The 13,724-nt window shown below is 31.6% G+C and carries 11 protein-coding genes; 1 reads left to right on the top strand and 10 read right to left on the bottom strand.

Going from position 1 to position 13,724, the window contains the following annotated elements; genetic code table 11:
* Nucleotides 1-9: 9 nt before the first annotated feature.
* The 8 genes from SYNTR_RS01340 to SYNTR_RS01305 all read right to left on the bottom strand — a co-directional run bounded on the left by SYNTR_RS01340 (nt 10) and on the right by SYNTR_RS01305 (nt 8,749).
* On the bottom strand, nt 10-783 hold the full coding sequence (locus tag SYNTR_RS01340) for an MBL fold metallo-hydrolase (RefSeq protein WP_156202823.1): 774 nt from the start codon (nt 781-783) through the stop codon (nt 10-12).
* A 30-nt stretch (nt 784-813) separates the two neighbouring features.
* The gene (locus SYNTR_RS01335; protein WP_243140210.1) at nt 814-1,566 is read right to left on the bottom strand and encodes an acyl-CoA dehydratase activase; all 753 of its coding nucleotides are present in this window, start codon (nt 1,564-1,566) and stop codon (nt 814-816) included.
* Nucleotides 1,567-1,626: 60 nt separating this feature from the next.
* Nucleotides 1,627-2,601, bottom strand: coding sequence for a 2-hydroxyacyl-CoA dehydratase family protein (locus SYNTR_RS01330; protein ID WP_156202822.1), 975 nt, complete (start codon nt 2,599-2,601; stop codon nt 1,627-1,629).
* A gap of 2 nt (nt 2,602-2,603) precedes the next feature.
* Entirely contained in the window at nt 2,604-3,410 is an 807-nt protein-coding gene (gene murI / locus SYNTR_RS01325; protein WP_156202821.1) for a glutamate racemase, read from the bottom strand.
* Nucleotides 3,411-3,752: 342 nt separating this feature from the next.
* Nucleotides 3,753-4,346 (bottom strand): GerMN domain-containing protein, encoded by a 594-nt coding sequence (locus SYNTR_RS01320; RefSeq protein ID WP_156202820.1) that lies wholly within the window; start codon nt 4,344-4,346, stop codon nt 3,753-3,755.
* Between the two features lie 198 nt (nt 4,347-4,544).
* A complete protein-coding gene (locus SYNTR_RS01315) occupies nt 4,545-6,305 on the bottom strand; it encodes a vWA domain-containing protein (RefSeq protein WP_156202819.1) in 1,761 nt (586 codons plus the stop codon).
* Between the two features lie 19 nt (nt 6,306-6,324).
* Nucleotides 6,325-7,533, bottom strand: coding sequence for a magnesium chelatase ATPase subunit I (locus tag SYNTR_RS01310; RefSeq protein WP_156202818.1), 1,209 nt, complete (start codon nt 7,531-7,533; stop codon nt 6,325-6,327).
* A 424-nt stretch (nt 7,534-7,957) separates the two neighbouring features.
* Entirely contained in the window at nt 7,958-8,749 is a 792-nt protein-coding gene (locus tag SYNTR_RS01305; protein WP_156202817.1) for a LytR/AlgR family response regulator transcription factor, read from the bottom strand.
* Nucleotides 8,750-8,942: 193 nt separating this feature from the next.
* Here SYNTR_RS01305 and SYNTR_RS01300 point away from each other — a divergent pair, with 193 nt between their 5' ends.
* Nucleotides 8,943-9,818 carry a radical SAM protein gene (locus SYNTR_RS01300; RefSeq protein ID WP_156202816.1) on the top strand — a complete coding sequence of 292 codons (876 nt, stop codon included), beginning with the start codon at nt 8,943-8,945 and terminating at the stop codon, nt 9,816-9,818.
* 59 nt (nt 9,819-9,877) lie between these two features.
* Here the strand turns inward: SYNTR_RS01300 and SYNTR_RS01295 are convergent, their stop codons facing one another.
* Nucleotides 9,878-10,297 (bottom strand): DUF1285 domain-containing protein, encoded by a 420-nt coding sequence (locus SYNTR_RS01295; RefSeq protein WP_156202815.1) that lies wholly within the window; start codon nt 10,295-10,297, stop codon nt 9,878-9,880.
* A 299-nt stretch (nt 10,298-10,596) separates the two neighbouring features.
* On the bottom strand, nt 10,597-13,281 hold the full coding sequence (locus tag SYNTR_RS01290; RefSeq protein ID WP_156202814.1) for an aminotransferase class III-fold pyridoxal phosphate-dependent enzyme: 2,685 nt from the start codon (nt 13,279-13,281) through the stop codon (nt 10,597-10,599).
* Nucleotides 13,282-13,724: the final 443 nt, after the last annotated feature.

Below are 13,724 nucleotides of genomic sequence, written 5' to 3'. Positions count from 1 at the left end.
TCCTTCCTTTTAGCAATTTACAATTAAACCACTATACGGAACAACTAAATCTCCTTGATATACCGGCTTAATTAGTTGAACTATTTGTTCACTTGTAAATTCAGGCCAAATATGTGATGGAATAAGTCTTTTAGTATTTGCTTTTGTTGCCCACAAACCAACTTCTTTAGCTGTCATATGCCCTAACTGTTTAGAATATTGTTGATCATCTTCTAATAAACTAGCTTCAGCAATAATTAAGTTGACATCCTTACTAAATTTTATACCATTTTCATCATAGGCTGTATCTGCTGTATAATACATACTAGAATTATCATTTTGTATTTTGACTCCATAACACATTTTTGGATGAATAGTTTTATGAAATGTTAAATCAAGCTCTTCTACTAGGTAATTCTTATTTTCTCCAATTAAGTTCACTTCAAACTCATCTGTTTCTAAAAAATAATTATATAAATCTGAGGGTTCAGATGGTATAAATAATTTTGGCTTAAATGTTATTTCCCCTGATCTTGTAGCACCCCCTAAAGCATGCCTAAGGGCATATAGATCTACATAATGATCAGGATGAAAATGGCTGATTATAACTGCGTCTAAGTCAGTAAATTTAATATATTTTTGTAAATGACTAAATACTGAATGACCACAATCTATTAATATATTAGTATTTTTATTTTTAATCAAATAACCCGAACATGCTTCATTAATCTTAGGATATGGAGCCAAATAACCAATCACTTGTAGTTGCATAACACCACTACCTTTTTTTATTTGTAAGTCCAAGGTGAGTCAAAAAGAACCGTCCCCTTTGACTCACTTGACACAGCATCCAATAGCACCATTAAACTGGGGCTCGCTTAATGACACTGTTTGAGTTGAAAGTTCAGTCTCAATTATTTTAGCAATAGCATCATTTAGTGAACCACCACCTGATAAAACAATAGAATCACTTTTAAGTTTTTTTAACATTGATGAAAATCTGCGGTATACAGCATAATTAATCGCTGCTGCTAACCTTTCAGTTGAATAACCTTCTACAATTCTACCAATAATCTCTGTTTCTCCAAAAATAGCACATGTAGAGCTTATTTCCACAGGTTCTTTATAGTGTTTGGACAATTCCTCCATAGTTATACCTAAAATATGAGCCATATTTTCCATATACCTACCAGAGCTCGCTGCACATCTATCGTTAGTCATAAAATCCGCAATCTTACTATTTCTAACTTGTATGATTTTAGTATCTTGTCCCCCAATGTCTAAGAGGGTAAAGTTTTCCAGCCCTGTTTGGTATATAGCCCCCTTTACGTGAGCTTGTATTTCAGGTATATGTTCAGCACCATCAACTTGAACTGTTATTTTTCCATAACCAGTTGCAACAATATCATCTTCCTTAAAACCTAATTCTTGCAAGTTGATTTTAAGGCTTCCACTGCCCTTTTCTCCATATTTTCTATAGAAATCAATAGTATTATATATATTTTTATTTATTATTTGTTTTTCTTCCATTTGTATTATTTTAACATTTCTTGAGCCCAAATCTATTCCTATCATCAAATCACCCATTTAATTAATTCTAAATAATGTTCAAATTTCAAATAGCAAAGATGAAAAGCACCTATAAAATTACTTTAGCATATTTATAAAGGCTTCTAATCTCATACGTGTTCTTCCATCCATTTTACCGGGCTTGTCCCCTTCTATTGTAATAAATGGCACCTTAATATTCTCCCTATATATAATATCTTCAATCTGTCTAAAACAAAACGTTTGGGTATAATGAATAACTCCATCTATTTTTCGTTTTTCAAGTTCAGGTAATATATCTTCAAGTCTAGCAAAAGCACCATATGGATATGTGTACTGAATATACTGGTCATAAATATCAGAAGCCGTAAAAGGCATAGAAAATTGTCTTTGTACTTCATTAAAAACAACTCTAGCACCTAAAGACTCTAAAACTTGATATAAATCAGTTATTATAGGTGGGACTCCCATAAATGCAAGCCTTATTTTTTCTTTAAAAGGGTCACGGTTTTTAGCTGTTTCTAAAAAATCGTTTAAATCTTCATTATATTTTTTAACATCACCATTAAAGTCACTAGAAGAAACTAAATAATAGTGGTTTTCAAATCCACTAACTTTGTTATCTTTCCAAGTCATTTCGTCTAATTTATGTAGTAATTTTCTAACAGGAATTAGCTCTTCTCTTATTCTTTCTACATAAGATAAATCTACATTAAAAAAATCGATTAATGTTTGCATTTGAATTTTAAGTAAATTTTTATTACGGTCAAAAGGAAATGCAAATGGGACTAATTTAATGTTTTTTAATTGTAATGTTTCCATTAATGCTTGAGTATTGCTACAGTCTCCTTGCATAACTGCAACTATCGCTTCTAAATCATCCTGAATAGAAACTGCGTATAAACCTTTTATCCATCCACATGTATTGCGTGGATAGCCTACCTCTTCAGCAACATCTACTAATGACTGTGGGTTATCATGCCCTATAAATATATTATTTAAATCTACTGGAATTTTACCTGCAGCTAAAATAATTTCGACAGGTACAGTAGTGGTAAATCCTATTTTGCTCATATCTATTCCTCTTGAAAATCTATTTTTTTGACATCTTTAATAATATCACCCATAAGTAGCTTACCAACATTGTAAAATGATTCATCATTCCCACTAACATAAAATTCAGCTAAAGGATCATTGTGTTTATTAAGTAAGTCTTTTGCAGTAAAAAGTTCAATAAGCTCATTAATAGTTTCATCGGCTGGATCAACTAATTTTATATTATCATTTATATAATCCTTAATTGCCGGTTCTAAAAACGGATAATGGGTACAACCTAATACTATAGTATCAATATTTTTATTAACTAATGGATCTAAGTATTTTTTTACAGCTTCATAAGTTTCATTATCTCTTAATTTTCCTTTTTCCACTAATGGTACAAAGGATTTACATGCTATTTCTAGCACATTAGAGTGGCTATTAATTTCTTTAATATTATGAGTATAAGCTTTACTATTTACAGTTGCCTGAGTTGCTAATATACCTATTCGATTATTCTTTGTTGTTTTAACCGCGGCTTTTGAACCAGGCTTGACAACACCTAGGATTGGTATATCGTATTCTTGTTTTAATTCTGGTAAGGTAACAGAGGAATGGGTACCACAAGCAACAATAATAGCTTTAACCTCTTTTGTTATAAAAAAGTTTATAATGTTTTCAGCATACATCATTAATTGTTCCTTAGTCTTATTACCATAAGGAACATTTGCTGTATCACCAAAATATACAAAATTTTCATTAGGCAACTTTTCAATTAAAGCCTTAACAACAGTTAAACCACCTACACCAGAGTCAAATATACCAATCGGTCTGGTATTTTTCAAAATATACACCTCATTAGAATATATATTATTTAATGTATTAGTTGATTCCACTGCACCTCGCTGATTTTAGCAATACTATTGAAACACAAGAGGTATTATACTTTTTTATAGTAGAACCATTAATGATAATAAATTCATATAAACTTTTGCAATTATAACATATCAATATCCATAAATAATTTATCACTTTTATTGACTTTATTCTATAAAAAAGTTCTTTATTATTATACTTAACATAAATTAATTTATAATTTCTAATAAATAAAGCGATGTTAACTTATTAAAACATCGCTTTATTTTAACTAAACATTTACTTATAATTTATATGTATTATATTTTATGTTACTCTGCAGAAACAGGTTCTGATAAATCAACAAAACCACCTATTGCACTCACTGATTCACCTTCAATCATAAAAGCTACTTCATCAATAGTAGAAAATTGACATAATGTATTAGCAATAGCAGATATCATTAGCATCTCTTCATTGGCATTATTTACAAATCGAGCCTCAGAACTTAAATCAATAATGCACAATCCATCTTCTTTAACATTAATGTCTAAAAGAGAAGTACCACTAGGAAATACCGAAACATACTCAGGGGATTGTGGACCTTCAATTAGCTCTTCCATGGTTTTCCTGCCAAGCCCCTCAACCTTAGTAATTGTTCTTTTTTCAGACTTCAAATCACTTTTATCACTAGTTGCAAAATAAAGTGTAACATCAATACTTTCTTCAATCACAAAATCTGTTGGTATATTATTTGATTCATTTTCATTTTCTTTTTCATTTTCTTTTTCTTTTTCTTTAGGCAATATGTTTACAAGCTCTTTCCAAGTTTTGAGTTCCTCTTCAACTGGATTTGAACAACCACCAATTAATATGCATATTGTTAATACAATTAAAGTAAAAATCACTATAATTTTTTTTGCCATATCTAACCCTCCTCACAAAAACTTTAATACTATAGAATACGATGCTTGTCTTAAAAATATGACAAGCTAAAAAAAAATAGCACCAAATGGTGCTAAAATTATGGAGGAGGAGTAAATTATAATAAACTCAAGAGTTGAAAAATTTTTTGTTGTAATAAATATTATTTTATCTGAAAATGTATAACTAAGTCAAACTAATTACATAGCATTAAACATGGCTTTCTTTTCATGCCTAACTATATTTATTAAGTTATCTTTATTTAAATCATCAACTAGGTATAGAGCACCATCAGCTTTATCAGATAATTTTTCCATATAAAATTTGTTAGATTCAACTCCTATACAAATAAACCTAGTATTATTTTCAGCAATATGGCCTGCTGCTATTAATGCATCTGTTTTCGCATCAACAGTCCATAATGGAGCATTTGGTATTCCATCTGTAATTAATACTAGTAATGGGTTTCTAACTTTACTATTTTCAATGTGTTTAACAGCAGTCATTATTCCATCAGCAAGAGGAGTAAGGCCAGCTGGCCAAATAGTAGATAGACCTTGACTTAACAATTTATGATTTCTTGTAAATGGAACAACTATTCTACTTTCTCGCTCTTGAAAGGTAACAACTGCAACTTTTTCTTTTCCAGTTAATAGTAGATGTTCTGCTAAGTAGCACGCAGCTTGTCGTTTATCACCCGCCATACTTCCACTAGCATCAATTAGTAAGCAAACATCTATAGGAACATAACTCTTCTTTTTATAGTGGTGTAAATCTTGCCTTTGTATAGTTAAACAATTTTCACCTCTTAAAAACGCATTCTTTTTTGCCTGAATTACTGTTTCAGGTACTGCCAAATCCCCCCTGAAAGTCTCAGGATTATTTATAGTCTTATTACGATTAGTAAATTCTACTTTAGATACTTGAGAGTCTTTCTTTCCAAGCTTTTGAAACCTGCTACTTCCGCCACTAGGAGCCTTACGGATATTTCTACGTATTTCTGTTTCTAATTCACATTTATTGTTAATTACATAATTTTTCAATTTCAAACCTTTATTAGTAACAACTCGACCAAAAGGTGTATCTTTTATTAAATCTAACTCTTTTAATTGCTCTACATAATGCTCAACATCGCCCCATTTTTTCTTTTGTTGCTCCATTCCTTTGCGCTTAAAAATGTTTGTTGAATAACACTCCATAAATTCTTCAATTTCGTCTACTCCACCGAATTTTTCAGCTAATTTCATCACAAGCTGATTAACATTTTCTTTGTCCGGTAAAGCTGCCGCATCTTTGCCTCTAAAGTTTTTCCATGGCAATTTTATATATCCTGCAAAACTCTCTTCCTGTTGCTTTTCATTTCCATGAAGTATATTCCTGACCTTTGCTAAGTTAATATTAGATGTTAATATAATTTCTTCAACCGCTGTAGCTATCAAGTAAACAATGTAATATTCCTCTTTTTTTAAGCGAGCTAATATATGAATATGGTCATGTCCTTCTTCTTCATCAGTTAAAGGTTTTACGTTATTTTGATACAATTCATATAGTGTTCCAGCACCATGTTTATTAGCAATATAAATTTGATTTGCATAATTAATTAATATTTTAAACTTTTCGTCTTCGGCAAATTTGAGCTGGGGATCTTTCTCTAAGATATAAGAATCTAGATTATTAAAAATAGCTTTTGCAATATTAACTGGATCTAAATATCCTGGTTGGTGAAATAAATCAATATGAACAACTTGATCAGCATCAACATAATCTAAGTATGTTTTCCCAGCATCTCGATTAGCTAAAACTTTAATCTGCCCTTTTAACTTTTTTTCCGGCATTTTTGCATGAGCTTTACAACTTACAACCGCACTTTCTCCTAATCTAACCCCTTGATTCTGGCCAAAATACAGATTCAAGTAGTTTCCCACAGCTACCGCTATATCAATATTTGTTTTACTAGTCATAGGAGCATCCCTCCTTTCCCTAGTTTTCACCTGTGGTTAAAGTTTTCTCAGTATTAATAAGATCGTTACGAGGAATATCTCTCATTGACCGACCTGATTGAAAGTAGTTTTCATCTTGTTCAGGTTCTTTTTTATTCTTTCGTGCTTTCATAAAGTCTAATCTTCCTTCTTTAGTTCCTCTAGACTCAATATCATTTACAACTTTAAGTAAAGTATCTCCATCAACTCTATGCTTCAAAACTAATGGTATCATTTGCGTAACATCACTAATTAAAGCTTTATCATGACCTTTAATTATGCTGTATAAAATAGCTCCTTGTTGCATAGCCTCAATCGCTCGAATGCTTTCTAAATTATGTTTAAGATACAATCTAGCTATATAATTTCTTAAAAAATCAGGTAATTCAGTTTCCTCATAACGCCTTGACCATTCTACAATGTTATTACGAAACTCATCATTTTTTTGATAATCTTCTTGTTTGATATCTCTATTTTTCCTAATCTTATTGGCATAGGAATTTTCCTTTAACATATGTGCTAAAACATCAACCGACTTAGGTCGTTCCATATAACAAACCATATCAAACCTATCTGATAATTGTCGCCTTATTTCTTCTAGTGCCCCTGGTTCTTCATCAGGGTTTGAAGCCGCCCAAACCGATACACTAACAGGAATATCTACTACCGGAAGACCTGATTCCTCGATTTGTATATGACCTGGTTTGTTTCCCATAACATCAAGTAAAATATCTGTAATTTCTGGTGAGGTATCTGCAAGACGATTTATTTCATCTACAAATAATATTCCTCTATGTGCTTGTGGAATTAAACCTGGAAGTAGGCGAGCTTCAGGCGTGTCATTATCTGTTAACTTTACTAAATCAATACTACCAGAAATAGTACCAACTTTTGCTGAATGAGAAATCTCTAAAAATGGCATAGGTATTTCTTCTGTACCTATCTCTTTAATTTCTGCTTCACTTAAATTCTTATGATGTGGACAATGTGGGTCAAGTGGATTGCAATTAAATACACAATTCTTAATCCGTGTAATATTTGGTAGGATATCTCTAGCAGCTCTCATGATAGTTGTTTTTCCTGTTCCTCTAAGTCCTTCAGCATGGAAATGCAAGGGTTCCCCAACACTTGTAGAGGCTATAGACATCATAACTAAATCAAATAAATTTTGATTACCTTCATAACGCTCTAATTTGTAGAAAGGTATCATGAGCATCTCTCCAATCTTTTTAGTTGAAACCAATAGTTACAACTATTCTCTTACCTCATCTCAACTGCCTATTATACGTACTTAAATTATTATTTAACTTAATTTCCTCTTTTATCCTCCTTTCTATTCTTTTATACCGATTTTATATCTACTTTAACTATAAAGCATTTTGTGATTTTTTTCTCTATCAAAGTTATACTTTGTTGTTAAGGTAGGATGCTTTGTAGTAAAAAGGTTAACTTCTTACATATTGTTAGCCACAGCTTTTATAATAGTAATTTTTATTAATTCTATATAAAAAACCCCTTATATAGGGGTTTTTGAAAATACAAAATTACACAAATGGTTTAAACCGATTTGCTATCTTAATAGGTTGCCTTGTCGAATTTTCAGTGCGTTTGGTTCGTTTTATTTATATTTCTAATTATTGTATACCTAATTTCTTGCGTAATATCTTAGCCCTAGATCGACTTAAAATAATTGTTTTATTGGACATTCCTAAGTTTAGCAAATATGATCCCTCTCCAAAGTTAATTATTTCTTTAACATAATTTAAGTTAACTAAAAATGCTTGATGAGCACGAAAAAAGTAACTGTTATCTAACCTTTGTTCTAATTCACTTAATGTAAAGTTACTTAGAAATCCCTCACCATCTGAGCAATATATATATACTTTTTTGCTTTGACTTTCACAATATACTATTGAATCTTGGCTTAGTAAACTAATTTTACCCTTTTCCCTTATTGGCAATTTGTTTGAATAGATTTCATGATTTTTATAACGCTCTAGCATAAAATCAATTTTCTCTTTAAGTTTTTTTCGTACCACTTCATCAACAACATCTTTGTGTGCTATTTTACTTTTTACTCGATCAACAGTCTTTTCCATTCTTACCTGGTCAATAGGCTTAATTATGTAATCAATAGCACCAATTTCATATGCATCAACTGCATAATCTCGGTTAACGGTAACAAATACAAATAAAGGTGGGTCTTTTAAAGCATTCAAGTTCTTAGCTGTTTCTAGACCATCCATTTCTGGCATAGCTATATCAAGAAGTACTAAATCAACCTTTTTTTTCTGACATAACAATAATGCTTCTAAACCAGTTATTGCTTCATCAGTAATTTCAACATCCTTTATTTGCTCTAACACATAACGAAGCACAATTCTTTCTTTTTGGTCGTTATCAACAATTATAACTTTCACCGACATTTTATCATACCCCTATGCTTGCATACCAATATATTCCGCCCATTAATATGCTTTTTCTTAATATATATTGTTTTAGTTTCTAAAACAATATATTTAACTTAGATTTAAACTTTTATTTACTTAAGATAAAAATTTTTCCCTTTAAAATAATTAACTAATCTGGTAACATAATTTTGATAAGGAGGTGTAAAAAATGCGTTATGAAGGCACAGTTTATCGCCCACCTAGTGAAGCAAATAGTTTGTTGATTCAAGCAACAATTGGATGCCCACACAACAAATGTACTTTTTGTCCACTATATAAAGGCACCCAATTTAAATTAAGATCTGTAGAAGATATTAAAGAAGATCTTGCTACTGCAAAAAATTACTATGGTGATTTTATAGATTCAATATTCTTACCTGACGGAAACACAATAATAATGAAAACCGATCAGCTTGTAGAAATATTTGAATATGCACATTCTCTTTTTCCTAACCTTAAGAGAATTACCGTTTATGGTTCAGCAAGATATGTAAACAAAAAGAAAGATGCTGATATAAAACGTTTAAAACAAGCAGGGCTTACTCGCCTCCATATGGGTATGGAAAGCGGAGATGATATAGTTCTGGAAAGAATACAAAAAGGAACTACCGCAAAGGAACTAATCGAGGCAGGTATTAAGTTAAGGCAAGCTGATATAGATGTTAGTGAATACTATTTAGTTGGAATTGGTGGCTTAGAGAGAACAAAAGAACATGCTATTAATAGTGCTAAAGTATTAAATGCTATAAAACCTGATTTCATTAGGCTGAGAACTTTTGTTCCCGCACTAGGAACACCTCTATATGATGATTACAAAGTTGGTAAATTCGAGTTGTTAAGCCCCCATACAGCATTACGTGAAATTAGACTTTTAGTTGAAAACCTAACCTGTGAAAATGCCACAGTACTAAGTGACCATGTTTCAAACTATTGGAATGTAAAAGGAATTATACCTCAAGATAAAGAAGCAATGCTTAATCATATAGATAAGGCCTTTGATATCGATGAATCAAGATTTAGACAGATAGATGCATCTAGATTATAAAAATTATCTACCAAATGTGGGATAGGGCTATTATACCTTCCCACATTTTTTCTTGTTAACTAATTAGAACTTTCAACTCCAGGAGGTACTATGTAGATTTCATCTCCTCTAAAATCGAAATAGTCACTTAGCTTCCAGTATACTCCTCTGCTTAATCTTGTATCTGCCTCCCATTTAAAGTCTATATACGGCACATCCCCTTTTAAAGTAAGTTTCATTTCTTTATCTAAAATAATTTCTTGCAAGTCATGAAACCTTAATTTGATTTTGTCATTCTCTTCAGTAATTCCTGTAGCATAAAAGGGTACATCTTCTACTGTTATAGGATTAGTCTCTTCTCCTAGCACAATACTATAAGTCCCATCATCGTTTTTAGTTATATTAGATGCTAAAAGCTTTAATATTTCTCTTCTAAACATTTCTGATTCACCAAAATACCATTTGCCATTACTTTTTATCACAATTTCTTTAATATCCATAATAAATTATCATTCCTTTCCATGCATTACTTTAAATATATTAGAAGCATAAGGTAAAACAATCCATTTTGCTTTGGCTATGTTTATTGTCTGTAATATTGTACCAGTTATTTTTTCAAAATTAAATAAATGATATCACTGCATTTCCTAATATTATTTTATAAACAGGATGACAGTAATAGATAATCCATTCACTATCAAAGTTGCAAAGTGAATGGACTTTTCTTAACAATAACATGAAATTTGCTTACCCAAAAATTTTATCACAAAATAAACAAAGCTTATAAGTCTTGAGGTTTTTAAAGATTATCTACTTGATCGAGATTTAATGAGTTTTGGTAAATTTTTTCTATTTTTTTATCATCTATTTCTTCATTCCCCATCCTTAAACCAGCTAGTCCAAAACCATGTTTTTGAGCTAAAAATCGAAGATAATCAACTGTTTCAAGAGAAAGCTTCATTCCAATACTATAATCTTTTTTATCACCTTCTAATGCTAATAAAACTGTTTCCGATAAGCAAGCTAAACTAACCCCTTCCCTATAACCCAAATTAGGACCAAATGCTATTTTGTCTGGGTAGCTTACAAGCCCTCCCTCTAAAATTAGTACATCATTTCTTTCTTCGTAAACCCTTGGTGAAACATCTGCCGGACGAGCTACATCACATACTACCGCTCCCGATTTGAGATGCTCAGGATAAACCAAATAGTCAGGTGAATTACTTGCGGCTACTATCATATCAGACTTAGCTAGTTCGTTAGCTATATCAACACTCATTTTAATCGGAAAGTCAATATTAACATATTTACATAAAGATTTAATGTAATCTAATTCTAATTCTTCTTTATTATCATTAATTCTTATTAATAAATCATCTGCTTTTTGTTTATTTTTATTACTTAAAATCACCACAAGATTATTTAGCCATAGACTTATACCACTATAATTTTGTTTTTGATACCTACGCTTTCCTCGTTCAAAAATTTCTTGAGCGAGTGAAGATAGCCTATTTTTGCTACTTGTGGGATGCTTTGGGTTACCTAAAAGTGACATGTTAATAACTTGATCTGACAACATTAATGCACATGCTCTACCAATTGATCCTGTAGCCCCTAAAACTGCACCTTGGGCATTGTCTAATTCTATTTTCATTTTTTGAGCCCCTGCATAAAGTGCATCCATAGCTATAAGTGTAGTATAACTGTTTCCGCTAGTTATCGCTACACCTCTACCTTGTACAGCTCTTCCACCACGAGTAACAACAGATGTTAGAGCACCTAGGCCAACTATATCAGCACCTAAATCCCTGCCAATATCAACTGCTTTAGCAATTACATCAACAACTTCATTGTTAGGAAGTTCCATAATCTCTCTTCCACCAAACGGAACACCTATTAACCACCCTTCTACTACTGTACCATCTAATGATTTAATTGCTGGCATATGACATACTATACCAGGTTCAGTAGTATTACTTTGCCACTTCATAAATTCATATAGTTGTTGACGTGAAAACCTTTCAAAAGAAGGATTATTTAGGACAACATCTTCTGGAGCAGGGTAATGAATAATAAATGCAAATTTTTTGGATGGCTTTTCCCCTTCCATAAGTTGTGATGATTTTATTTTATTTCCTTTTAGGCGATAGTTTACTATTTCATTTGGCTTTGAATAGTCACCAACCAAGTATTTGTATAATTGAGCAAAATCTTGTTTTTCTATAATTTTACAAACCGTTTCTAGTGCATCAAGTACATAATCAATCTCTTCATAGCTTATTGTTAAAACTGGCTCTAATCTTAATGTCATAGGATTGTTTAGAAACGGTACTATTCTAATGTTATAAACATTTAGTAAAAAGCCAGCCAATAATGCTGTAAAGCCACCTTTATCGGTTAAGTAGGTCATGTCATAAGAACCACAATCATCAAAATCATTAAATTCAATACCTATCATTAACCCACGACCACGTACTTCTCTTATTATTTCAGGATAATTCTCTTTCAAATTAACAACTTTGTTAAATAAATAGTCACCTTTTTTGCTTATTTCATTAATTAAAGCTTGATTATCCTTAGTAAGCTCCTCAATTACTGCAAGTCCAGCTGCAGATGTAACATTATTATTTGCAAATGTAGAACTATGAAGAGAACCAAATTCATCATTCCATACTTGTGATGAACTTATACATACACCTAAAGGTAATATTCCACCACCTAAGGCTTTTGCTAAAAGTAATATATCGGGTTCTACTTCTTCAAAATCACTAGCAAATAGGGTACCTGTTCTTCCTAACCCTGTTTGAATTTCATCCAGAATAAAAAGGACATTATGCTTTCTGCATAACTCTTGAACAGCTTTTAAGTAACCTTTAGTAGCTGTAAGCATTCCACCTTCACCCTGTATTGGTTCCACTATGAAAGCTGCTACTTTGTCTCCCATCTTAACAAGTACATCTTCTAAAGCATTTATATCATTGAATGGAATTTGTATAAAGCCATTAACTGGTGCACCAAAAGGAGTTTGGTAAACCTCTCTACCAGTAGCTGAAAGTGCTCCTAATGTTTTACCATGAAAGCTATTAATTGTTGATATTATTACAGGTTTTTTGGTTGATGAACGAGCTAATTTAACTGCTGCTTCTACTGCTTCTGCACCACTTTGAGTAAAAGTTGTATAACATAAATCACCAGGTGTAATCTCCATCAACCTATTAGCAAGATTTAAAGCAATAGGAGGTAGTGATGGTTGCACCATACTTGGCAAGCCTTTATCACGAACTTCAGTAATTGCATCCCAGATAAACTTTGGATTATAGCCAAAAGGCACAGCACCATATTGTGCTATGAAGTCTAAATACCTATTATTATCATCATCCCAAAGGTAACTTCCCTCACCTTTTACATACACCTTATCTAATTGAAAATTCTTCAAAAGCTCATATATCGTAGGGTTAAGTAGATCCATTTTGTGATCTAACATTTTCCTTCCTCCTCTGTGCACACATTTGTGCAATGTATCTGCATGCAATAATTATACCTTTATATCGCAAAAAGTCAAACATAACTACAATATTTAAAATAAAGAAATAATTTCACTGAAAAAAACTAAACTAAGACTATGGAATCGGCTGAGCAAACATGTTCGCCTTACTACTTATGGACTTAGATAAACAAGTTAGCTATAGCCTTAAGTTTTTTGTAGTTGCTTTTGGCAAGAATCAGAATTTAATTGATAAACCTTGCTTAGTTAATAGTATAGACATTTTTCACCTGCATAATTAGTACATACAAGAAAGATTTCGTTATAAAGTAAAATATAGGTAAAGGTTTCACTGCAAAAAGCTAAACTTAGACTATAAATTGGCTAAGCAAACATGTTTACCACGCCTTGCTACTTAAAGACTTAGATAAACAAATCAGCCT

The organism is Candidatus Syntrophocurvum alkaliphilum (assembly GCF_009734445.1).
Lineage (GTDB): Bacteria > Bacillota > Syntrophomonadia > Syntrophomonadales > Syntrophomonadaceae > Syntrophocurvum > Syntrophocurvum alkaliphilum.
The sequence above is the reverse complement of the archived record's forward strand: the minus strand, read 5'-3'. Positions and strand labels throughout refer to the sequence as shown.